20 protein-coding genes, 1 tRNA gene and 1 pseudogene are annotated in these 21,069 nt (G+C 72.7%); 11 read left to right on the plus strand and 11 right to left on the minus strand.

Annotated elements, in window-relative coordinates:
• Positions 1-44: 44 nt before the first annotated feature.
• A tRNA-Leu gene (locus ACLZOT_RS13650) sits at positions 45-129 on the minus strand.
• 182 nt (positions 130-311) lie between these two features.
• Here ACLZOT_RS13650 and ACLZOT_RS13655 point away from each other — a divergent pair.
• From ACLZOT_RS13655 to ACLZOT_RS13665, 3 genes are all read left to right on the plus strand, one after another.
• A complete protein-coding gene (locus tag ACLZOT_RS13655) occupies positions 312-1,637 on the plus strand; it encodes a M20/M25/M40 family metallo-hydrolase (protein WP_416969129.1) in 1,326 nt (441 codons plus the stop codon).
• 134 nt (positions 1,638-1,771) lie between these two features.
• Complete coding sequence (chpH, locus tag ACLZOT_RS13660; protein ID WP_010350369.1) at positions 1,772-2,005, plus strand: chaplin ChpH; 234 nt, start codon at positions 1,772-1,774, stop codon at positions 2,003-2,005.
• Between the two features lie 118 nt (positions 2,006-2,123).
• Positions 2,124-3,068 (plus strand): chaplin, encoded by a 945-nt coding sequence (locus ACLZOT_RS13665; RefSeq protein WP_416969130.1) that lies wholly within the window; start codon positions 2,124-2,126, stop codon positions 3,066-3,068.
• A gap of 162 nt (positions 3,069-3,230) precedes the next feature.
• Here ACLZOT_RS13665 and ACLZOT_RS13670 read toward each other — a convergent pair whose 3' ends face one another.
• Positions 3,231-3,419: a DUF5703 family protein gene (locus ACLZOT_RS13670; protein ID WP_010350366.1), complete on the minus strand. Its 189-nt coding sequence runs from the start codon at positions 3,417-3,419 to the stop codon at positions 3,231-3,233.
• A 47-nt stretch (positions 3,420-3,466) separates the two neighbouring features.
• On the opposite strand from ACLZOT_RS13670, the gene ACLZOT_RS13675 reads away from it, so the two are divergent.
• Positions 3,467-4,177, plus strand: a complete 711-nt coding sequence (locus tag ACLZOT_RS13675) for a hypothetical protein (RefSeq protein ID WP_416969131.1) — start codon at positions 3,467-3,469, stop codon at positions 4,175-4,177.
• A gap of 77 nt (positions 4,178-4,254) precedes the next feature.
• Here the strand turns inward: ACLZOT_RS13675 and ACLZOT_RS13680 are convergent, their stop codons facing one another.
• The gene (locus ACLZOT_RS13680; RefSeq protein WP_416969132.1) at positions 4,255-6,858 is read right to left on the minus strand and encodes a helix-hairpin-helix domain-containing protein; all 2,604 of its coding nucleotides are present in this window, start codon (positions 6,856-6,858) and stop codon (positions 4,255-4,257) included.
• Positions 6,855-7,841, minus strand: a complete 987-nt coding sequence (locus tag ACLZOT_RS13685; RefSeq protein ID WP_416969133.1) for an aldo/keto reductase — start codon at positions 7,839-7,841, stop codon at positions 6,855-6,857. Before ACLZOT_RS13685 ends, ACLZOT_RS13680 begins: the two co-directional genes overlap by 4 nt.
• 158 nt (positions 7,842-7,999) lie before the next feature.
• Between ACLZOT_RS13685 and ACLZOT_RS13690 the strand changes: the two genes are divergently transcribed.
• The gene (locus tag ACLZOT_RS13690) at positions 8,000-9,055 is read left to right on the plus strand and encodes an LLM class F420-dependent oxidoreductase (RefSeq protein WP_416969134.1); all 1,056 of its coding nucleotides are present in this window, start codon (positions 8,000-8,002) and stop codon (positions 9,053-9,055) included.
• 244 nt (positions 9,056-9,299) lie between these two features.
• Positions 9,300-10,082, plus strand: a complete 783-nt coding sequence (locus ACLZOT_RS13695; protein ID WP_416969135.1) for a ferritin-like domain-containing protein — start codon at positions 9,300-9,302, stop codon at positions 10,080-10,082.
• Positions 10,083-10,167: 85 nt separating this feature from the next.
• On the opposite strand, the pseudogene ACLZOT_RS13700 reads toward ACLZOT_RS13695, so the two are convergent.
• A pseudogene (locus ACLZOT_RS13700) lies at positions 10,168-10,407 on the minus strand (magnesium transporter CorA); the annotation flags it as partial.
• 58 nt (positions 10,408-10,465) lie between these two features.
• Between ACLZOT_RS13700 and ACLZOT_RS13705 the strand changes: the two are divergent.
• The 5 genes from ACLZOT_RS13705 to ACLZOT_RS13725 all read left to right on the plus strand — a co-directional run bounded on the left by ACLZOT_RS13705 (position 10,466) and on the right by ACLZOT_RS13725 (position 15,148).
• Entirely contained in the window at positions 10,466-11,149 is a 684-nt protein-coding gene (locus ACLZOT_RS13705) for a histidine phosphatase family protein (protein WP_416969136.1), read from the plus strand.
• Between the two features lie 91 nt (positions 11,150-11,240).
• On the plus strand, positions 11,241-11,831 hold the full coding sequence (locus ACLZOT_RS13710) for a DUF3090 domain-containing protein (protein ID WP_416969137.1): 591 nt from the start codon (positions 11,241-11,243) through the stop codon (positions 11,829-11,831).
• Entirely contained in the window at positions 11,795-12,628 is an 834-nt protein-coding gene (locus ACLZOT_RS13715; protein WP_416969138.1) for an SCO1664 family protein, read from the plus strand. Before ACLZOT_RS13710 ends, ACLZOT_RS13715 begins: the two co-directional genes overlap by 37 nt.
• A 122-nt stretch (positions 12,629-12,750) precedes the next feature.
• Entirely contained in the window at positions 12,751-13,980 is a 1,230-nt protein-coding gene (gene mshC / locus ACLZOT_RS13720) for a cysteine--1-D-myo-inosityl 2-amino-2-deoxy-alpha-D-glucopyranoside ligase (protein WP_416969139.1), read from the plus strand.
• A 199-nt stretch (positions 13,981-14,179) separates the two neighbouring features.
• Positions 14,180-15,148: an SMP-30/gluconolactonase/LRE family protein gene (locus ACLZOT_RS13725; RefSeq protein ID WP_416969140.1), complete on the plus strand. Its 969-nt coding sequence runs from the start codon at positions 14,180-14,182 to the stop codon at positions 15,146-15,148.
• A 38-nt stretch (positions 15,149-15,186) separates the two neighbouring features.
• On the opposite strand, the gene ACLZOT_RS13730 is transcribed toward ACLZOT_RS13725, so the two are convergent.
• From ACLZOT_RS13730 to ACLZOT_RS13755, 6 genes are all read right to left on the minus strand, one after another.
• Positions 15,187-16,107: a PAC2 family protein gene (locus ACLZOT_RS13730; RefSeq protein WP_416969141.1), complete on the minus strand. Its 921-nt coding sequence runs from the start codon at positions 16,105-16,107 to the stop codon at positions 15,187-15,189.
• A 154-nt stretch (positions 16,108-16,261) separates the two neighbouring features.
• Entirely contained in the window at positions 16,262-16,933 is a 672-nt protein-coding gene (locus ACLZOT_RS13735; protein WP_416969142.1) for a FadR/GntR family transcriptional regulator, read from the minus strand.
• Between the two features lie 100 nt (positions 16,934-17,033).
• Entirely contained in the window at positions 17,034-18,320 is a 1,287-nt protein-coding gene (locus ACLZOT_RS13740) for an amidohydrolase (RefSeq protein ID WP_416969143.1), read from the minus strand.
• Positions 18,317-19,069, minus strand: coding sequence for a nucleoside phosphorylase (locus ACLZOT_RS13745; RefSeq protein ID WP_416969144.1), 753 nt, complete (start codon positions 19,067-19,069; stop codon positions 18,317-18,319). Before ACLZOT_RS13745 ends, ACLZOT_RS13740 begins: the two co-directional genes overlap by 4 nt.
• Positions 19,066-19,932, minus strand: coding sequence for an ABC transporter permease (locus ACLZOT_RS13750; RefSeq protein ID WP_416969145.1), 867 nt, complete (start codon positions 19,930-19,932; stop codon positions 19,066-19,068). Before ACLZOT_RS13750 ends, ACLZOT_RS13745 begins: the two co-directional genes overlap by 4 nt.
• Positions 19,932-21,068 (minus strand): ABC transporter permease, encoded by a 1,137-nt coding sequence (locus tag ACLZOT_RS13755; protein ID WP_416969146.1) that lies wholly within the window; start codon positions 21,066-21,068, stop codon positions 19,932-19,934. Before ACLZOT_RS13755 ends, ACLZOT_RS13750 begins: the two co-directional genes overlap by 1 nt.
• Position 21,069: the final 1 nt, after the last annotated feature.

A 21,069-nucleotide genomic window follows, 5' to 3' on the forward strand; every position in this document is an offset into this window, starting at 1 on the left:
ACGGGCGAAGGCCCCGACCGCTTGGTCGGAGCCTTCGCTCACTGTGTCCGAGGGGGGACTTGAACCCCCACGCCCGATAAAGGGCACTAGCACCTCAAGCTAGCGCGTCTGCCATTCCGCCACCCGGACCGGGTGTGTCTCGCGCGGTTTCCCTCGCGGCGACGTCGTAAACATTACCAGGGTTTCCGGGGTGCTCGATCACGGGTGGTCCGGCGTGAACGGTGTGTGACGAGGCGGGAGCGGTCTTGGGTGTCGACGGCCGGGGAGAGAGGATGAGAGGAGAGACAGAACCGGTAGTGGGAGGCACAGGCGTGAGCGAGACGGGCACGGGCGGGTACGTCAGGGGCGAGGACGAGGTCGTCGACCTCTGTTCCGAGCTGATCCGGTTCGACACCAGCAACTACGGCGACCACTCGGGGCCGGGGGAGCGGCAGGCCGCCGAGTGGGTCGCGGAGAAGCTCGCCGAGGTCGGCCTCGAAGCGAAGATCTTCGAGTCGCACCCCGGCCGCGCCTCCACCGTGGCCCGCATCGAGGGCGAGGACCCCTCCCGGCCGGCGCTCCTCATCCACGGCCACCTCGACGTCGTCCCCGCCAACGCGGACGACTGGACGCACCACCCGTTCTCCGGCGAGGTCACCGACGGCTGCGTGTGGGGGCGGGGCGCCGTCGACATGAAGGACATGGACGCGATGACCCTCGCGGTGGTGAGGGACCGGCTCAGGTCCGGCCGTAAGCCGCCCCGGGACATCGTGCTCGCCTTCCTCGCCGACGAGGAGGCGGGCGGCACGTACGGCGCGCGCCACCTCGTCGACAACCACCCCGACCTCTTCGAGGGCGTCACCGAGGCGATCAGCGAGGTCGGCGGGTTCTCGTTCACCGTCAGCGAGCAGCGGCGGCTCTACCTCATCCAGACGGCCGAGAAGGGCATGCACTGGATGAAGCTGACCGTCGCCGGTACGGCCGGACACGGCTCGATGATCCACCGCGACAACGCGATCACCGAACTCTCCGAGGCCGTCGCCCGCGTCGGACGCCACCAGTGGCCCGTCCGCGTCACCAAGACCACCCGCGCCTTCCTCGACGAACTCGGCGACGCGCTGGGCACCCCCCTCGACCCCGAGGACATGCAGGCCACCCTCGCCCGCCTCGGCGGCATCGCCAAGCTGATCGGCGCGACCCTCAGCAACACCGCGAACCCCACCCAGCTCGGCGCCGGCTACAAGGTCAACGTCATCCCCGGCGAGGCCACCGCCCACCTCGACGGCCGCTTCCTGCCCGGCCACGAGGAGGAGTTCCTCACCGACCTCGACCGGCTTCTCGGCCCGCGCGTACGCCGCGAGGACGTCCACTCCGACAAGGCCCTGGAGACCTCCTTCGACGGCGCCCTCGTCGACGCGATGTCCGCCGCGCTGCTCGCCGAGGACCCCACCGCCAAGGCCGTCCCCTACATGCTCTCCGGCGGCACCGACGCCAAGTCCTTCGACGACCTCGGCATCCGCGGCTTCGGCTTCGCGCCGCTGAAGCTGCCGCCGGAGCTGGACTTCGCGGGCATGTTCCACGGCGTCGACGAGCGGGTCCCGGTCGACGGGCTCCAGTTCGGCGTCCGGGTCCTGGACCGGTTCATCGACGCGTCCTGAACCGTCCCGCGCGCCCGTTCGACCTGCCCCCGGACGGGTGAATCCGACCATACGCTCGTAGCCCCAATGGACCCTCCTCGTTACAGGTCATGCGGCCCGACCCTTGGGCCGCTTACCGACCAGGAGGAATACACATGATCAAGAAGGTCGTCGCCGCCGCTGCCGCCACGGGCGGTCTCGTTCTCGCGGGTGCGGGCCTGGCCGTCGCGGACGCCGGTGCGCAGGGTGCCGCCGTGGGTTCCCCCGGTGTCCTGTCCGGCAACGTCATCCAGGTCCCCGTGCACGTCCCGGTGAACGTGTGCGGCAACACGATCTCCGTGATCGGCCTGCTGAACCCCGCCTTCGGCAACACCTGCATCAACAAGTGACGTCACCCCGCTGAGGGGGCGTCCAACGCCGTACCGGCCCCGGAGCGCGCGCCATGCGCTCCGGGGCCGCCGGTTTACGACACAGCGGACACGGATCGGCAAGGGCAGGTAATCAGCGATGCGACAGGTCACCCGCAAGGGGTTCATCACTGTGGCGGCGGCGACGGGGGCGATCGCCGCGGCGGGCGGAGCCGCCCACGCGGACTCCGCGGCGGGCGGCGCCACCGAGGGGTCACCGGGGGTGCTCTCCGGGAACACGGTGTCCGTGCCGGTGCACGCGCCGGTGAACGCGTGCGGGAACACTGCGAACGTGGTGGGGCTGCTCAATCCGGCTATGGGGAACGCGTGCCGGGACGGGGGCGGGGGTAAGGGCGGGCACGGGTCCGGTGGGTACGGCTCCGGGGCGTCCGGCGGAGGTGGGTACGGCGACTCCGGAGGATACGGCGGAGGGGGCGGACACGGCGCTTCCGGGGGCGCGCACGCGGGTGGGCACGCCGGGGGGTCGCCCGGGGTCGGCTCAGGGAACCACCTCCAGGTCCCCGTCGACGCACCGGTGGACCTGTGCGGCAACAGCATCGACGTCGTCGGGATCGGGAACCCGGCGTTCGGGAACGAGTGCGGGGACGGGGTTTCGGGGCATCCGGGGGGACCGGGCGGGCCTGGGAATCCCGGTGGGCCGGGGAACCCGGGGAATCCCGGGGGTCCCGGGGGTCCGGGTGGTCCTGGCGGGCCCGGCAATCCCGGTGGGCCTGGCGGCCCGAGTGGTCCCGGTGGTCCGGGGAGCCCGAGCGGTCCCGGCGGTCCGGGTGGGCCCGGTACTCCGGGACACCCCGGCACCCCTGGCACTCCCGGCACCCCCAACCCCTCCGGCCCCACCCACCACAACCCCCCGAACCACGTCCCCCACACCACCCACCCCTCCACCCAACTCCCCACCCCCTCGGGGGAACTGGCGAGCACAGGAGCCGAACTCCCCCTCGGACTGGCCCTCCCGGCCGGCGCCGGCATGCTGGCCGCGGGTGCCCTGCTCTACCGCCGGAGGCCCGCGCGGCAACGCCTCTGAGAATCACGGCAAACCACCACGAAGTGCGACAACTGCCGTGAAAGAACAAGGGTGATCCCGACCACACGGACCACCCTCCGCGCGTGACGCGCGACCGAGCGGACCCCGCCCCGGCGGGGCCCGCTCCGTCGTCTCGCCAGCCCGCTTCGTCCGCGTCTCAGCTCACCACGTGGCCCGTACCTGGCGGATGATCCGCCTCCGCAACCGCACCCTGCGGCTGCCGTCCCGCATGAGGCTCAGACGGTGCAACTCCCAGTGACCGTACTCGGCATGGTCCGTCAGCAGACGTGCCGCCTCCTTGCGGGAGACCCCGCGTGGTACGTACACGTCGACAAATTCGTATTCCGGCATCGCATCTATTGTGCGGGCTGGGGCCTCGTACGGATAGCGTCTGCACTATGTCTGATGCTGCGCAGCCCACCGCTGCCGAGGTACGCGCCGCCGCCGAGGCGGTCAAGACCGCGCTCGACCGCCACCTGGCCGCGGTCGAACGCCGGTCGGGTGAGGACGACCCGGCCGTCTACGAGGCGTTCAACGAACTGGCCGCTGCGGCGGAGACGTACGACGAACTGCTCTACGACCGCTACGACGAGGTCACCCCCTTCGAGATCCCCGGGACCGACGACTCCCTCCCGCCGTACGCGGGACCGGAGGAGCCGAACGCCCTGAGCGTGCTGATCCGCCGCGACTACGCGGTCGCCGAACCGCAGCGGCTCCTCGCGCAGGCCCAGCGGGTCGAGGCGGCGGAGTACGACGGCGGGGAGGACACCGCGAGCACCGTCCACGGCGCGCTCGGCATCCTCTTCGGCGAGTACGAACCCGACGAGATCGCCTCCCGGCACAAGGAATTCGGCCTGGAGGAGGGCGACTCGACGCTCTGGGTGGTCGCCGCCGACGACCCCGCCGACCCCGGCGAATGGCTGGAGTCCCCCTTCGACCAGGCCGACCCCCAGCGGGTCGTCTGCCGCTTCGACGTGAGCGCGGTCTTCGACGAGGAGTCGGAGGACGAGGACTTCGAGCTGGACGAGGCCGATGAGGTCGACGACGCGGACGAGGTCGATCTGGAGGCCGAGGAGGACCTGGAACCCCTGGAGGCGGACCGGCGGTAGCCGGGAGCGCCGACGGGCTTCGTGAAGGGCGCGGGGGATCTCCTCCGCGCCCTTCGTGTGCTCCGGGCTCCCGCCCGTCAGCCCGCCGCCACCGGCACCTGCCCGCGCAGCAGCACCGGCAGCCGGGTCGTGCGGGGCTTCGGGAGGGTCTCGGCGACCGCGTGCGGGAGGGCCTGTTCCACGCCGTGGACGACCGACAGGTGCCGCTGCGGGCGGCTGAACGCGGTGTACACCCACGCCCGCGACAGCGCCTGCGCCGCGTCCCCCGGCAGCACCACGACCGCCGCGGGCCAGCGCCCGCCCGCCGCCTGGTGCGCGGTCAGCGCCCAGCCGTGCCGCAGACTCTGCTCGACACGGTCCTTCGGTACGAGGATGTCGGCGCCCGCGCAGGAGACGCGCAGGCCGTCCGCGTCGGCGCCCACGACCCGGCCCGGGACCGTACGGCCCGCCGCGGGGGCGTAGGCGACCAGGTCACCCGGGTCGTACCCGGCGAAGCGGCCGGGGCCGGGGTTGAGGCGCTCCTTGAGGGCCGCGTTCAGCGCGCGCGTGCCGGCCGCGCCGCCGTGGCCCGGCGTGATCACGACGGTCTCCTCGGGGGACACCCCGAACGCCCTCGGTACGGAGTCGGCGACGAGCTGCACGGTCCGGTGCACGGCCTCCCCGGCGTCCCGCACCGGCACGATCACGATCTCCTTGCCGGGCGCCTCCACCTGGTTCAGCTCCCCGACGCCGATCCCGGAGACCAGCTCCCCGATCGGTCCCGGATCCGGCGTCCGCGAGGCGACCTGCGGGCACACGCGCGCGCCCAGCACATCCCCGAACACCCGCCCCGCCCCGGCCGACCACAACACCCCGGGATCCCCGCTCAGCACGAGCCGCGCCCCGTCCGGCAGCGACTCCACGACCATCGCGGCCGCCTCGACGTCCAGCTGAGGCGCGTCGAGCACCACGAGGAGGTCGAGCGCGAAGGCTCCTTCGGAGTCCCGCCCGGGGCCTTCGAGACCGGCGAGGAGACCGGGGAGGGTGACGGCGGCGGGGGCAGGGGCGTCGTACGTGCCGGTGTCCGCCGGGTGGCCGGGGTGGGGGATGCGGCCCTCGGAGGCGTCGGCGAGCAGTGCAGCGAACCTGTCGCGGCCGTCCGCCGTGTGGCAGGCGGCGACCGCGCGCAGGCCCAGGGCGCGGGCGGCGGTGATGAGCGCGGCCGGTTCCGCGCGGGACGCCTCGCCGCCGGTGTGCAGGACGAGGCCGTTCGCCGCGACGGCGCGGATCAGGTCGGCGGCGCTGCGGGGGGCCGTGGCGGCGGCCGTCTCCCAGGCGGGGGAGTCGTCCTTGGGCAGCGCGTTGACGATCCGGGCGAGCCCGTCGGCGAGGCTCTCCTCCGCGAGGGCGTACCGCTCAAGGCCGACCAGGACACGGACGGGACGCTCCTCGTCGTCGTCCTGCGCGGGCGCGGCCCCGGGCTCCTCCAGGGCGTCCTGGAAGATCAGCGCCTCACCCTCGGCGACGGTGTCCTGTACGGCACTGTCGGCGTCCGGCACGCCCCGCTGGGCCAGCGCGGCGGTCAGCGCCGGCAGCTCCAGCGCCGTGTGCCCGGCCAGCGCGGCCTGCTCCAGCAGCCACAGCGTCACCGCGCGCCCACGCCGCTCGTCCGCCGGCCCGCACTCGGCCCCGAGCAGCGCCCGCGCGAACCCGTCGGCCTGCTCGGGCCGCACCCCCGCGACGCGCAGCAACTGCCAGGGGTCCTCCCGCAGCAGCTCCGCCGCGCCCTCTCCGAGGACCACGGCGACCTGCGGGGCCAGGGCCTCGGGCGCGGAGCCGCCGGCGAGGACATGACGGACGGCTTCCACGAGGGCGGGGGAGGGGGTGCCGGCGGCCCCGAAGGGCTGGGCGAAGGAGTTTCCGGCAGCTCCTGGGGACGGGGCCAGGGAACTTTCGGCGGTCGACGGGGCGAAGGGGCTCCCCGCGTCCCCGGAGTCCCCGGTGGTCCCGGTGGTCCCGGGGCGCGCGGCACCGTCCGTGTTGCCTGCGCCGTCCGTACCGCCTGTGCTCTCCGCGCCGCCCGCGCCGGCCGTGCTTCCGGTGGAGCTGGATCCGCTGTCGGCACCGGTGCTCCCGGCGGCCCTTGTGATGTCGGCGGTTCCTGCGAAGCGGTCGCTTCCGGCAGAGCCGGACTCCCCGGCGCTCGTGGCGTCCCCGGCAGCGGGCGAGGCGGACCCGTTCGGCGCCCCCTGCCCAGGACGCCGTCCAGGGCCCGGAACGCTCCGTGAGGCGGGTGCGGCGTACGCGCTCGCGGGCTTCTCGCCGCTCTCCACGGCCCGTACGGCGGCCAGCAGATCCGCGGCCGTCCCGCTCAGCTTGCCCCCCGCGGAGATCGGCCCGCCCTTCTCCGCCTTGCGCCGCGCGATCCGCTCCCGTTCGACCTTCTGCGCGGCGAGTTCGGCCTGCGCCTCGGTGAGCTGGGGAGCCGCCTCACCCTTCTCGCCCTCGCCCCCGGCCCCCTCACCCTCGGCGACCGGCGCTGTGCCCCCCTCCACTCCGGCTCCGCTTCCGCCGCCCCCGGCGGAACCGGCTTCCCCGGCCCCCGACTCCCCGCTGCCCGCAGCCTCGCCCTCCCGGTCCTCGGCGCCCCCCTCCGGTGCCCCCGGCGCTTCGGTCTGCGTGGTCTCCGGGTCCGTGCTCACAGCGTGCTCCAGTCGTGATCGGGATAGCGGTGCACGGGCGCCGACACGTCGTCGAGGGCCCGGCAGATCTCGTCTGGAAGCGTAAGGGCCTCCACTGACAACGCGGCGCTGAGCTGCTGCGCGTTGCGCGGGCCGATGATGGGCGCGGCGACGCCGGGCCGGTCGCGGACCCAGGCGAGGGCGACGTGCAGCGGGGTGACGGCGAGGCCGTCGGCGGCGGTGGTGACCGCGTCGACGATGCGGCTGGCCGTGTCGTCGAGGTAGGGCTCGACGAACGGCGCGAAGTGGTCGGAGGCGGCGCGGGAGTCGGGCGGGAGCGTGTCGGCGCGGTACTTGCCGGTGAGGACGCCGCGCCCGAGCGGCGAGGAGGGCAGCAGCCCGATGCCGAGGTCGACCGCGGCGGGCAGCACCTCGCGTTCGACGCCGCGCTGGAGGAGCGAGTACTCCATCTGCGTGCTGGACAGCCGCGTACGCGTGCCGGGCGCGGCGAGCTGCCAGGTGGCCGCCTTGGCGATCTGCCAGCCGCAGAAGTTGGAGACGCCCGCGTACCGCGCGCGCCCGCTGGAGACAGCGATGTCGAGGGCCTGGAGGGTCTCCTCCATCGGCGTGTGGGGGTCGTAGGCGTGGATGTGCCAGACGTCCACGTAGTCCGTGCCGAGGCGGGCCAGCGACGCGTCCAGCGCGGCCAGCAGATGCCCTCGCGAGCCGTCGTAGCGGCGGTCGGGGTCGGGGACGCTGCCGGCCTTCGTCGCGATGATCAGGTCCCGGCGCGGGACCAGGCCCTCTATGAGCCGGCCCAGCAGGTATTCGGCATCGCCGTCGCCGTACACGTCCGCCGTGTCGACGAGGGTGCCGCCCGCTTCCCAGAACGTCTTCAAGAGGTCCGCCGCGTCGTGCTCGTCCGTGTCGCGGCCCCAGGTCAGGGTGCCGAGCCCGATACGGGACACGCGAAGGCCGGTGCGGCCGAGATGCCTCTGCTCCATGAACGCCGAGATTACTGGCCAGAACCGGGCGGTGGGTGGCCTGTGGATAACCGAATCCGCAGGCTGCGGATCGCGGGGCCGCCCCTGACGCCCGTACGCGGGTGCGCGCTATGGTCTGTCCACAAGGGACGTTACTGATCGGTAAGGGGATGCGGCCAATGCAGCTCGGGATCAACCTCGGGTACTGGGGTGCCGGGATGGACGGGGACAACCTCGCCGTGGCGCAGGAGGCGGACCGGCTCGGCTACTCCGTGTGCTGGGCGGCCGAGGCGTACGGCTCGGACGCGGCGACCGTGCTGACGTGGGTCGCCGCCCAGACCGAGCGGATCGACGTCGGGTCGGCCATCTTCCAGATCCCGGCCCGGCAGCCCGCGATGACCGCGATGACCGCCGCGACGCTGGACTCCCTGTCCGGCGGGCGCTTCCGCCTCGGCCTCGGCGTCTCCGGGCCGCAGGTCTCCGAGGGCTGGTACGGCGTCAAGTTCGACAAGCCGCTGGCGCGCACGCGCGAGTACGTCGAGATCGTCCGCAAGGCGATGACCCGCGAGCGCCTGTCGTACGAGGGCGAGCACTGGACGCTGCCGCTGCCCGGCGGCCCCGGCAAGCCGATCAAGCTGACCGTGCACCCCGAGCGCGAGCACATCCCGCTCTACATCGCCGCGATCGGCCCCAAGAACCTCGAACAGACCGGTGAGATCGCCGACGGAGCCCTCCTGATCTTCCCCTCCGCCGAGCACCTGGAGGACACCGCGCTGAACCACATCCGCGCGGGCCGCGAGAAGGCCGGCCTCACCCTCGACGGCTTCGACGTCTGCCCCACCCTGCCGCTCGCCCTCGGCGACGACAAGGACGTCGAGAAGCTCGCGGACACCTTCCGCCCGTACACCGCCCTGTACGTCGGCGGCATGGGCAGCCGCAAGCAGAACTTCTACAACCAGCTCGCCCAGCGCATGGGCTACGAGGCGGAAGCCGCCGAGATCCAGGACAAGTTCCTCGCCGGCGACAAGACCGGCGCCGCAGCGGCCGTTCCCCACGACCTCATCGACAAAACAGCCCTCCTCGGCTCGGTCGACCGCATCGCCGACCGCATGAAGTCCTACGCCGAGGTGGGCGTCACCACCCTCACCCTCGCCCCCGCGGGCTTCACCCTCGACGAACGCCTCGCGTCCCTCCGCGCGGGCGCGCAGGCCCTGGAGCTGGCGGGAGTGGCGTAGCGCCTGCGCGCGTAGCCGGCGAACCGCCACCGGCCGGCGCCCGTGCCTGTTCCACGGCCGTGGCGGGGGCTCGGGGGTCTCCCCGCCACGGCCGACTGTGGGGGACAACGGTCCTCGCGTGTGCGCGGTTACGGGGCGGGGGTACTTCGGACGGGTGAGTTGTCCGACGGAACTGTTGCGAGGTGTTCCGGATCGGATTTGACTCTTTCTTTGCGAAAGCCTGCGATCTGGAGAGGTGATCGGGATGCTGTCTGCGAAGAGCTTGTACGAGGAGATCCTTGAGGACGACGAGTCGTTCCGGCTGTTCTGCTCGATCGCGGCGAGCGGCGAGTCACAGGGCGGCTGGGAGAACGCGCGGATCGCCGCCCTGGTCCCCGACACCGAACGCGACCTCGCCCCGAAGATCACCCGGCACGGCGCCGACGAGGACAAGCACGGCCGGATCTTCGGCGCCCTGATGAAGAAGCGCGGACTGGACCCCGTCCCGGTCCCCCCGGACACCGACTACACGATGCTCCTGGAGCGCGACGGCATCGGCCTGGCCCACGAGAAGCTGAAGGGGGACCGGTCGCTCACCGTCCAGGACATCGTCACCTACCTCGCCCACAGCAGGGTCACCGAGCAGCGCGCCTCGGAGCAGATGGCCCTGCTGCGCAGGCACTTCGCGGACCACCCGGACCTGGGCCGCGCCGTACGGATGATCTCCGACGACGAGGACAACCACCTCGCCTACTGCCACGAGGAACTGCTGCGCTTCGCGCGCGCGGGGCACGGGCGGGTGATCCAGCGGACCCTGCGCGCGTGCGCGCTGGCGGAGATCAGGGTCTACCGGGACGTCAGCCTCGCGGTGATGGCGCACATGGGCCGCATTCTCGGCTGGCCCGCGGCGAAGTCGGCGGCTCTCACGGCGGGCATCCACGCCGTGTACGCGTACGAACGCCTCGCGGGCTGGCACCGCATGGTCTCCCTGGAGGCACCGGCCCGCAGGAACGCCCTGGGCGGCCCGGCGACCCCCGGCTTCGCCTGAGCCTCCGACAGACCCTGCCCCCGGCAGCCACCCCCACCGCTAGATCCCGGTGGTCATCGTCGGCCCCGCCGCCATCGCCGCCCGCCGAGATCGCGTACAGGACGGCCGTGGGGCCCTTCGGAGAGGAGTTCGGGCCTCTCCTCCTCCAGACGGCGCCGTACGGCTGCCAGAGGGGTGTCCTGGCCGTGTCCGGCGGTGACGGATGCAGCCCGAACTCCCCGGTGACGAGGGCGAACTCGTCCTCCGTCGGCTCGTACAGGCCGATCCACACGAACCCGCCCGCCACCCGAAGCCCGTCCCGGAGGACGGCACAGCCGACGATCACGGAGCGTATTCTCCCGCCGCCCCGACGGCGCACGCGCGCGGACACCTACCCTGGCCGCATGCCCACCCTCATCCTCGTCCGGCACGGCCGGTCCACCGCCAACACCTCCGGCGTGCTCGCCGGCTGGACCCCCGGCGTCGCCCTGGACGAACGCGGCACCGCCCAGGCCGCCGCCCTCCCCGGACGGCTCGACGGACTGCCGATAGCGGAAGTCGTCACCAGCCCCCTCCAGCGCTGCCAGGAGACCCTGCGCCCCCTCCTGGACGCGCGCGGGATCACCGCGCACACCGACGAACGCATCGGCGAGGCCCACTACGGCGACTGGAGCGGACGCAAACTCGCCGAACTGAGCGGCGACCCCCTCATGGAGGTCGTCCAGGCCCACCCCTCCGCCGCCGCCTTCCCCGGCGGCGAGTCCATGCGCTCCATGCAGACCCGCGCCGCCGAAGCCGTACGCGAGTGGAACGCGCGCGTGGAGCGCGATCACGGCGAGAGCGCCGTCTACCTGATGTGCTCCCACGGCGACATCATCAAGGCGCTCGTCGCGGACGCCCTCGGCCTGCACCTCGACCTGTTCCAGCGGATCTCCGTCGAACCGTGCTCCGTCACCGCGATCCGCTACACGCGCCTGCGCCCCTTCCTCGTCCGCCTCGGCGACACCGGCGATCTCTCCTCCCTCGCCCCACGCGAGGAGCCTCCCACCGGGCAAGCGACCGTCGGGGGCGGTGCGGGCGCACCGTGATCGTCGCCCGCAGTAGGGTGAAGCGGTCCGCACAGCGCGCGCACACGCGCAGGACGTCATCCGAACCCACGACTCTCACTGGAGACAGGACGTGTCCCGTCAGGTGTTCCTCTACGACCCGCCGGACCGCTTCGTGGCCGGCACGGTCGGACTGCCCGGACGCCGCACCTTCTTCCTCCAGGCCGTCGCCGGCTCCCGCGTGACCAGCGTCGCACTGGAGAAGACCCAGGTCGCCGCGCTCGCCGAGCGCATGGACGAACTGCTGGACGAGGTCGTGCGCCGCAGCGGCGGAAACGCCGCCGTACCCGCCGTCGCCCCCGCCGAGAACTCCGACACCCGCCCCCTCGACTCCCCCGTCGAGGAGGAGTTCCGCGTCGGCACGATGGCCCTCGCCTGGGACGGCGAGGAACAGCGCATGATCGTCGAGGCGCAGGCCCTCGTGGAGCTCGACGCGGACTCCGAGGAGGACCTCGCGGAGGCGGAGGAACGCCTCCTCCAGGACGATGAGAACGGCCCCCCGATGCTGCGGGTCCGCCTCACCGGCGCACAGGCGCGCGCGTTCGCCAAGCGCGCCCTGGACGTCGTCAACGCGGGCCGCCCGCCCTGCCCGCTGTGCAGCCTGCCGCTCGACCCGGAAGGACACGTATGTCCGCGCCAGAACGGATACCGGCGAGGGGCGTGACCACCGTCGAACCCGCGGACACGCTGCTCCTGACCCGCGGCGAGCTGACCGTGCGCGGGCGTATCGGTGACGCCTCCAACGCCGCCCTGTACTGCACCGTCGCCCACGACGGCCGGGAGGCGGCCTGCGTGTACAAGCCCGTCGCCGGGGAACGGCCCCTGTGGGACTTCCCCGACGGCACGCTCGCGCAGCGCGAGGTCGCCGCGTACGAGGTGTCCGCCGCGACCGGCTGGGGGCTGATCCCGCCGACCGTCCTGCGCGACGGCCCCTACGGCGAGGGCATGTGCCAGCTGTGGATCGAGGCGTCCCCCGAGGCCGGACTCCTCGCGCTCGTCGACACCGAGGAACCCGCGCCGGGCTGGAAGGCGATCGGCTTCGCCGAGGTGGGGGAGGGGCAGACCGCCCTCCTGGTCCACGCCGACGACGACCGTCTGCGCCGCCTCGCCGTCCTCGACGCCGTCATCAACAACGCCGACCGCAAGGGCGGCCACCTCCTGCCCACCGCCGACGGCCTGCTCTTCGGCATCGACCACGGCGTCACCTTCAACACCGAGAACAAGCTCCGTACGCTCCTGTGGGGCTGGGCGGGCGAGCCCCTGACCGACGAGGCCCTGGACACGCTCAAGGCCCTCAGAGGGGCCCTGGAGCCCTCCGGCGCCCTCACCGCGACCCTCACGCCCCTCATCACCCCGGCGGAGCTGGACGCCACCCGCGCGCGGGTCGACGACCTGCTGACGACCGGGAAGCACCCCGAGCCCAGCGGAGAGTGGCCCGCCATCCCCTGGCCACCGGTCTGAGAACCTCACGCACGCCTCCCCACCCACCCTGCACATCCCCCCGATCCCCGCAAGACCGCCTTTTCCGTCATCCGGTGCGCTCCGGTTCGTATACCGAACTACGGTCCGGTTACGCTCATGACATGCATGCCTGGCCCGCTTCCGAGGTCCCCGCCCTGCCTGGTCAGGGCCGCGACCTGAGGATCCACGACACCGCGACCGGTGACCTCGTCACCCTCGACCCCGGTCCCGTCGCCCGTATCTACGTGTGTGGCATCACGCCGTACGACGCCACGCACATGGGACACGCGGCGACCTACAACGCGTTCGACCTCGTCCAGCGCGTGTGGCTCGACACCAAGCGGCAGGTTCAGTACGTCCAGAACGTCACCGACGTGGACGACCCGCTGCTGGAGCGCGCCGAGCGCGACGGCGTGGACTGGGTCGCGCTCGCCGAGAAGGAGACCGCCCTCTTCCGCGAGGACATGACCGCCCTGCGGATGCTGCCCCCGCAGCACTACATCGGCGCCGTCGAGGCGATACCCGGCATCGTGCCGCTCGTCGAACGCCTCCGGGACTCCGGCGCGGCGTACGAACTCGAAGGCGACATCTACTTCTCCGTCGAGGCCGACCCGCACTTCGGCAAGGTGTCCAACCTGGACGCCGCCGCGATGCGCCTGCTGTCCGCCGAGCGCGGCGGCGACCCCGACCGGACCGGCAAGAAGAACCCCCTCGACCCGATGCTGTGGATGGCCGCCCGCGAGGGCGAGCCGAGCTGGGACGGCGCCTCCCTGGGGCGCGGCCGGCCCGGCTGGCACATCGAGTGCGTCGCCATCGCCCTGGAACATCTCGGCATGGGCTTCGACGTCCAGGGCGGCGGCTCCGACCTCGCCTTCCCGCACCACGAGATGGGCGCCTCGCACGCGCACGCGCTGACCGGCGAGTTCCCCATGGCCAAGGCGTACGTCCACGCCGGCATGGTCGCCCTGGACGGCGAGAAGATGTCCAAGTCCCGGGGCAACCTCGTCTTCGTCTCGCAGCTCCGCCGCGACGGCGTCGACCCGGCCGCGATCCGCCTCGCGCTCCTCGCCCACCACTACCGCGCCGACTGGGAGTGGACCGACCAGGTCCTCACCGACGCCGAGGCCCGCCTCGCGCGCTGGCGTGCCGCCGTCTCCCGCCCCGACGGCCCCGAGGCCGAGCCCCTCGTCCAGGAGATCCGCGACGCCCTCGCGCACGACCTCGACGCACCGGCCGCCCTCGACGCCGTCGACCGCTGGGCATCGCGCCAGCAGGAACAGGGCGGCACCGACATCGGCGCCCCCGGGGTCGTCTCCCGCGCGGTGGACGCGCTTCTGGGCGTCGCCCTGTAGGGGCAACGCCGAGGCGAACAGGGGCGGTTCCCCGTACCGGCACGTGTCACCGGTACGGGTGAACCGCCCCTCACCTTTGCCCCCAAGCTGTCGATGCCCTGTCAACCCCTGTGTCCCGCGCGGCAGTTGTGATGGGGTGGGGTGCCAGTTGACCGCCGGATCGGCCAACTGCCGGTCCCCGTACGCGGAAGGACGCCCCGTGGCACCCACACACGGTTCCTTCGCACACCCCTTCTCCCGCCGCAGGATGCTCACCGCCGGCGCGGCGGCACTCGGCGCCGCCGCCATCGGCACACCCGCCCACGCCGGCCCCCGAGCCGCCCGGCCCGACCTCATCCCCCTCCCGGACGGCTTCCGCCCCGAAGGCATCGCCATCGGCCGCGCCCCCTACGCCTACCTCGGCTCCCTCGGCGACGGCTCGATCTACCGCGCCGACCTGCGCACCGGCGAGGGAAAGATCATCTCCGCCGGCCCCGGCACCCCCTCCGTCGGCCTCAAACTCGACGACAGAGGGCGCCTGTTCGTCGCCGCCCGCGGCGAGGGCGCCCGCGTCGTCGACGCCCGCAGCGGCGAGATCCTCGCCACCTACCGGCTCACCACAGCCACCCCCACCTTCGCCAACGACGTCTTCCTCACCCCACGCGCCGCCTGGTTCACCGACTCCTTCCAACCCGCCCTCTACGCCCTCCCCCTCGGCCGCGCCGGCGCACTCCCGGCCGCCGACGACGTCGTACGCGTCCCCCTCGGCGGCGCCTGGGCGCAGGTACCCGGTGAGGTCGTCAACGCCAACGGGATCACGCGGACGCCCGACGGGTCGGCGCTGCTCGTCGTGCAGTCCGGGGTGGGCGCGCTGCACCGGGTCGACCCGCGCACCGGCGTGACCACGCTCGTCGACCTCGGCGACGCGGCACCGCTCACCAACGGCGACGGGCTGCTGCGCGACGGACGGCTCCTGTACGTCGTACAGAACCGGCAGAACGCGATCGACGTGTTCCGGCTGGCCGCCGACGGCCGTAGCGGGGTGTTCCTGCGGCGGATCACCGACGCGGACTTCGACGTGCCGACGACGGCCGCCGCGTACCAGGGGCGGCTGTACCTGCCGAACGCGCGGTTCACGACGGCGCCGACGCCCGAGACGGCGTACGCGGTAGTGGCTGTACCGGCGTAGAAGACGGCAGGGGCACCGGTCGGTGCCCCTGCCCGTTCTCAGTCCTCCGACGAATCGTCGTCGTCCCCGCCGCCCGCCTTCGGCGGCCTCGGGGGGCGCGTCTTCTCGTTCGGGTCGTTCGGGTCGCGGCGGCGCAGATAGCGTTCGAACTCGCGGGCGATGGCCTCGCCCGACGCCTCCGGCAACTCGGCCGTGTCGCGGGCCTCTTCGAGCGTCTGGACGTACTCCGCGACCTCGCTGTCCTCGGCCGCGAGCTGGTCCACGCCGACCTGCCAGGCGCGCGCGTCCTCGGCCAGCTCGCCGAGCGGGATACGGACGTCGATGAGGTCTTCGAGACGGTTCAGGAGCGCCAGCGTCGCCTTCGGGTTCGGGGGCTGCGACACGTAGTGCGGGACGGCCGCCCACAGCGACACCGCCGGGACGCCCGCGTGCGTGCACGCCTCCTGAAGAACGCCGACGATGCCCGTCGGGCCCTCGTACTTGGTCTCCTCCAGGTCCATCCGGCGCGCGAGATCCGGATCGGACGTCGTCCCGCTGATCGGCACCGGACGCGTGTGCGGAGTGTCACCGAGCAGCGCGCCCAGGATCACCACCAGCTCCACACCCAGTTCGTGCGCGAAACCCAGCAGCTCGTTGCAGAAGGACCGCCAGCGCATCGACGGCTCGATGCCGCGCACCAGCACCAGGTCCCGCGGCTTGTCGCCGCCGACCCGCACGACCGACAACCGCGTCGTCGGCCACGTGATCTTCCGCACGCCGCCGTCCATGAACACCGTGGGGCGGTTCACCTGGAAGTCGTAGTAGTCCTCGGCGTCCAGCGCCGCGAACACCTCGCCCTTCCACTCCCGCTCCAGATGCATGACGGCGGTGGAGGCGGCGTCGCCGGCATCGTTCCAGCCCTCGAACGCGGCCACCATGACTGGGTCGATCAGCTCGGGAACTCCCTCCAGCTCGATCACCCAGCGCCTCCTTCCGACGTGCCCTCGCCTGACCACCCAACCTTACGGCGTGCGGCAAGGGCGCCCGCAGCCCCCTTCCACGGGGGAGTGAACGGATCACTGCCCCGTCCGGAGCCCTCGAACACCCCCGGCGCACGACGCGCGGAAACCGGTTTCACAGACTCGCCCGCAGCCACTGCTCCACGCTCGCGATGTGCACCGTCGCCCACGACCGCGCCGCCTCCGCGTCCCGGTCCCGCAGCGCCGCCAGGATCGCCCGGTGCTCGTGCAGCGTCCGCGCCACCGCGTCCTCCTGCGTCAGACCCCGCCAGATCCGCGCCCGCGTCGTCGGCCCCGACAGGCCGTCGAGCAGCGAGCACAGCACCGAGTTCCCGGCACTCTGCACGATCCCCCGGTGGAACTCCAGATCGCACGCGACCAGCTCCTCCACCGAAGGACCCTCGCCCAGCCGGTCCAACTGCGCCGCCAGCGCGTCGAGTTGCTGCTCGCTGATCCGCAGCGCCGCCATCGCCGTCGCGGCCGGCTCCAGGATGCGGCGCACCGCGAGGAACTCCAGGACGGTGTCGTCGCGATGGAAGTCGACGACGAAACTCAGCGCCTCCAGCAGGAGTTGGGGGTCCAGACTCGTGACGTACGTGCCGTCGCCCTGGCGCACGTCCAGGATCCGGATCAGCGACAGCGCGCGCACCGCCTCCCGCAGGGAGTTCCTCGACAGGCCCAGTTCGGCGGCGAGTTCGCTCTCCTTCGGCAGCCGGTCGCCGGGGCGCAGCGCACCCGAGACGATCATTCCCTTGATCTTCTCGATCGCCTCGTCGGTGACTGCCATGCCGGCCTCCCAGCTCGTGCGTGTTTCCGGACACCCCAGACAGTGGACAACCCAGGCGGTGGACAACCCAGACATCGGAGGTCTCGCGGCCATTATGGGCTCAGACGATCAGTGACTCCAGGTCCGCGACCACCGCACGCTCGTCCAGTGTGGTGAGCACCCGCCCCCGCATCAGGACCTTCCCGTCGACGACCGTGTCCCGCACGTCCGCCGCCGTCGCCGCGTACGCCAGCGTCGACCACGGGTCGTGCGCCGGGCGCAGATGCGGACCGGACAGATCCACGACCACGAGATCCGCCCGCTTGCCCGCCTCCAGCGACCCCAGCCGCTCCCCGAGCCCGAGCGCCCGCGCACCCCACGCCGTAGCCATCCGTACGGCCTGCTCGGCACCGACCGCCGTCGGGTCCCCGCCCGCCTTGTGCACCAGCGCGGCCTGCCGTACGGCGCCCAGCACGTCCAGCGTGTTCGAACTGACCGCGCCGTCCGTGCCGAGACCGACGGTGACGCCGGCGCTCAGCAGCCTCGGTACGGGGGCGATGCCGCAGCCCAGCTTCAGGTTCGACACGGGACAGTGGGCGACCGAGGTGCCGGTGCGGGCCAGCGCCGCGATCTCCGGGCCGGTCAGGTCGACGGCGTGCGCGAGCAGGACGTCCGGGCCGAGAAGGCCGAGGGAGTCCAGCAACTCCACGGGCCGTTTCCCGTACTTGACCTCGACCGTCGCCACCTCGGTGGCGTTCTCCGCCGCGTGGATGTGGACGAGCGCGTCGAACTCCCTCGCCAGGGCGAAGACTTCGGTGAGCTGGGCGGGGGAGAGGGTGTAGGCGGAGTGGGCGAAGAGGACGGGGCGAATGCCCTTGCGCGCTTCAAGGTCCTTGCGTGCCCAGGCGGTTCGTTCCTCGAACGCCATCCCGTCCGGCGGCTCGGGCACGTCCATGAACGTCGGCCCGGTCAGCAGCCGCCAGCCCGCCTCCCGCGCGACCCGCTCGGCCGCCTCGTGGAACCAGTACATGTCCAGCGCGGTCGTGACCCCGGCCCGGATGGACTCGGCCGCCGCCAGCCGCACGGCCGCCGCCACGTTCTCCGGCGTGAGAAGCTCGGCCTCCCACGCCAACACCCGCTCCAGGAAGCCCTGGAGGGTGACGTCGTCGGCGCGGCCGCGCAGGAGCGTCATCGCGAGGTGGGTGTGCGTGTTGACGAACCCCGGCAGGACCAGGCACCCCGAGGCGTCGATCAACTCCCGGGCCTCGTAACGCTGTTGGAGTTCCTCGGCGGGGCCCACGGCGACGATCTCGCCGTCATGGATCGCAACGGCCCCCTTCTCGAAGACACTTCCCGCGTCGTCCACCGTCAGGACGTCGCCCCCGTGCACCAACAGGTCGACACTCACCGCGCGTTCTCCTCCGCCAGCAGCCGCAGCGCCTCCAGCGAGACCACGGCACCCCGCTCGACGCCCTCCGCGACGACGTCCCGGTGCGGGTCGTACACGCTGGAGCCCTCCTCGTCGACGAGTTCGTCGGCGTTCGCGCCGTCCACGACCAGGACGCCGCCCGCCGTCAGGCCCCGCAGCGACGCCGTGACCAGCAGGGCGGACAGCTCCATCTCGATCGCGGTGAGGCCGACGCCCGTGTAGGGGAAGAGGGGGAGGTGGCCCGGCTGGAAGGCGGCGCGGGTCCACACGACGCCCCGGTGGTGCGGGGTGCCGGTCTCACGGGCCGCCCGCTGGAGCGCGAGGACCGCCTCGGGGGTCGCGAACGCCGGGTACTCCGGCGGCAGAAGCTGCTGGGTGACCCCGTCGTCCCGGACCGCCGCCTCGGCGATCACCAGGTCGCCGTCCGCGATCCCCGGCTTCATCGCACCCGCCGTACCGAACCGCAGGATCGTGCCTACGCCCGCGTCCGCCAGCTCCTGGAACAGCAGGTTCGCGCCCGGCGCCCCCACCCCGTGCGAGGCGACGACGACCGGCAGGCCCTTCCAACTCCCGCTGAACACGCGGTACTCGCGGTGGTACGACACCTCCACCGCCCCGTCGAGCAGCTCGGCCACGGCGGCGGCGCGCGCCGGGTCGCCGACGACGACCGCGTGAACCGGCAGGCCGGTACGGGGAATTCGGGTGATCGGCAGGAGGTCCTGCGTCATGAGACGGCTCCAGGAGAAGGGATACGGCGACGGCGGCGGGCCGTCGACAGGAACAGGGCGCCGAGCGTGACGACGTACGGCGCGGCGTCGGTGGCCTGTTGGGGCAGACCGACGCCCTGGAGACGGAAACCGACCGCCTCCGCGAGGCCGAACAGCAGCGCCGCCAGCAGGACGCCGACCGGCAGCGCGCGGCCCAGCATCACCGCGACGACCGCGATCCAGCCCCGGCCCGCCGTCATGTTCTCGGTGAACAACGTGACGTTCCCCAGGGCGAGTTGGGCACCGGCCAGTCCACACAGTACGCCGGACAGCAGTACGGCCCCGTACTGGTACTTCGCCGGACTGACCCCCAACGTCGCGGCGGCGTCCGGGGATTCGCCGACGCCGCGCAGCCTGAGGCCCCACACGTGCCGGGACAGCAGGAGGGCGGCGACGGCGACCGTGAGCCAGGAGAGGTAGGCGAGCGGGCTCAACCCCCCTATCAGGGGAAGGCCGCCCAGGCTGGGATCGCTGAACGTGCCCTGCACGCCGAAGACCGTGCGCAGCAGGAAGCTCGTCAGGCCGACCGCGAGGAGGTTCATGGCGATGCCGAGCACCACCGCGTCGCCCTTCAGCGTGACCGCGCCCACCGCGAGGACCATCGAGTACGCCGCCGCCGCGAGGGCCGCCGCGAGGACGCCGAGCCAGGGGCTGCCGGTGAACCAGCTCGTGGCGACCGCCGTGAAGCAGCCCAGCAGCATCATGCCTTCCAGGCCGATGTTGAAGACGCCCGCGCGCTCGCAGATCGCCCCGCCGAGGGCGGCGAGGAGGATCGGGGTGAGGGCGCGCAGGGCCGACATCAGGAGGTCGGAGTCGAAGAACATCAGACGGCCTCCGCTTTCGAGGACTTCTCGGACGGCTCCGGCTTCCCGGCCGGTCTCGGTTTCCTGAACAGCCGTTGCGGGAACCGGAGTCGGGCCGCCAGGAACACGATCACGATCGCCTGGAGCACCTGTGTCAGCTCGCGCGGCACCTCCGTCGTCCGCTCCATCGCGAGCCCCCCGACCTGGAGGACCGCGAAGAAGAACGACGCGATCAGCGTGCCGACCGGGGCCGCCGTCGCCAGCAGGGCCGCCGTGAGGCCGGTCCAGGTGTAGCCGGGCGCGGTCAGCGAGCCGTCCACGAAGCGGTACGGGAAGCTCAACACCCCGATGGCGCCCACGAGTCCGGCGAGCGCGCCCGACACGGACATCAACTTCACGGTCAGGCCCGCCCGTTCGACACCGGCGTACGCGGAGAAACGGGAGTTGAGGCCCGTCATGCGGATCTCGTACCCGAACGCCGTCCGCCGGTCCGTGAACCAGTAGGCCGCCGCCGCGAGGACGACCAGCAGCAGGCCGACGGTGACCGTCGAGTCCCCGAACGTCGGCAGGGCCACGCCGTCCGGGAAGGCCCGCGTCTGGGGGAGGCTGGAGCCCGGCTCCTTCAGCGGGTACCGGGCCAGGTACGAGGCCAGCGACACCGCCGGATAGCTCAGCAGCAGGCTGCTGACCAGCAGTGGGACACCGAACCGGTTCTCGCACAGGGCGGCGAGGACGGCGTACCCGGCGCCGACGGCCATCCCCGCGAGGAGGGCCAGGACGACGGTCAGGGGTGCCGGGAGGGGGGAGTACAGGGCGGTCGTCGCCGCCGTGATGCCGCCCAGCACCATCTGGCCGTCGCCGCCGAGGTTGATCAGCCCGGCCCGCAGCGGGACGGCCAGCGCGAGGGCGAGGCCCAGGACGCTGGTCGTCGTGGTGAGCGTCGCCCCGATGCCGTCCGCGCCGAGCGCGCCGGTCAGGACGGCGTCGTACGCGGTGAGGGGGTCGGCGCCGGTGCCGAGGAGGAAGAGGGCGCCGATGAGGAGACCGGCGAGGACGGAGGAGGTGACGGGGGAGCGGAGGGTGGTGGCCAGACGGGCACGGGCGGCTGCGGTCGTGGCTCGGGCCGGAGGGGTGTCAGGTGATCGCGTGATGGTCATA

Origin of the sequence: Streptomyces sp. 4F14 (assembly GCF_048159485.1) — a bacterium.
GTDB lineage: Bacteria > Actinomycetota > Actinomycetes > Streptomycetales > Streptomycetaceae > Streptomyces.

What these genes read in the sequence shown, in the direction of transcription:
- chpH (WP_010350369.1), top strand. Translation starts at nt 1,772, where the DNA reads ATGATCAAGAAGGTCGTCGCCGCCGCTGCCGCCACGGGCGGTCTCGTT.
- ACLZOT_RS13665 (WP_416969130.1), top strand. Translation starts at nt 2,124, where the DNA reads ATGCGACAGGTCACCCGCAAGGGGTTCATCACTGTGGCGGCGGCGACG.
- ACLZOT_RS13670 (WP_010350366.1), bottom strand. Translation starts at nt 3,419, where the DNA reads ATGCCGGAATACGAATTTGTCGACGTGTACGTACCACGCGGGGTCTCC.
- ACLZOT_RS13675 (WP_416969131.1), top strand. Translation starts at nt 3,467, where the DNA reads ATGTCTGATGCTGCGCAGCCCACCGCTGCCGAGGTACGCGCCGCCGCC.
- ACLZOT_RS13685 (WP_416969133.1), bottom strand. Translation starts at nt 7,841, where the DNA reads ATGGAGCAGAGGCATCTCGGCCGCACCGGCCTTCGCGTGTCCCGTATC.
- ACLZOT_RS13690 (WP_416969134.1), top strand. Translation starts at nt 8,000, where the DNA reads ATGCAGCTCGGGATCAACCTCGGGTACTGGGGTGCCGGGATGGACGGG.
- ACLZOT_RS13695 (WP_416969135.1), top strand. Translation starts at nt 9,300, where the DNA reads ATGCTGTCTGCGAAGAGCTTGTACGAGGAGATCCTTGAGGACGACGAG.
- ACLZOT_RS13705 (WP_416969136.1), top strand. Translation starts at nt 10,466, where the DNA reads ATGCCCACCCTCATCCTCGTCCGGCACGGCCGGTCCACCGCCAACACC.
- ACLZOT_RS13715 (WP_416969138.1), top strand. Translation starts at nt 11,795, where the DNA reads ATGTCCGCGCCAGAACGGATACCGGCGAGGGGCGTGACCACCGTCGAA.
- mshC (WP_416969139.1), top strand. Translation starts at nt 12,751, where the DNA reads ATGCATGCCTGGCCCGCTTCCGAGGTCCCCGCCCTGCCTGGTCAGGGC.
- ACLZOT_RS13735 (WP_416969142.1), bottom strand. Translation starts at nt 16,933, where the DNA reads ATGGCAGTCACCGACGAGGCGATCGAGAAGATCAAGGGAATGATCGTC.
- ACLZOT_RS13745 (WP_416969144.1), bottom strand. Translation starts at nt 19,069, where the DNA reads ATGACGCAGGACCTCCTGCCGATCACCCGAATTCCCCGTACCGGCCTG.
- ACLZOT_RS13750 (WP_416969145.1), bottom strand. Translation starts at nt 19,932, where the DNA reads ATGTTCTTCGACTCCGACCTCCTGATGTCGGCCCTGCGCGCCCTCACC.
- ACLZOT_RS13755 (WP_416969146.1), bottom strand. Translation starts at nt 21,068, where the DNA reads ATGACCATCACGCGATCACCTGACACCCCTCCGGCCCGAGCCACGACC.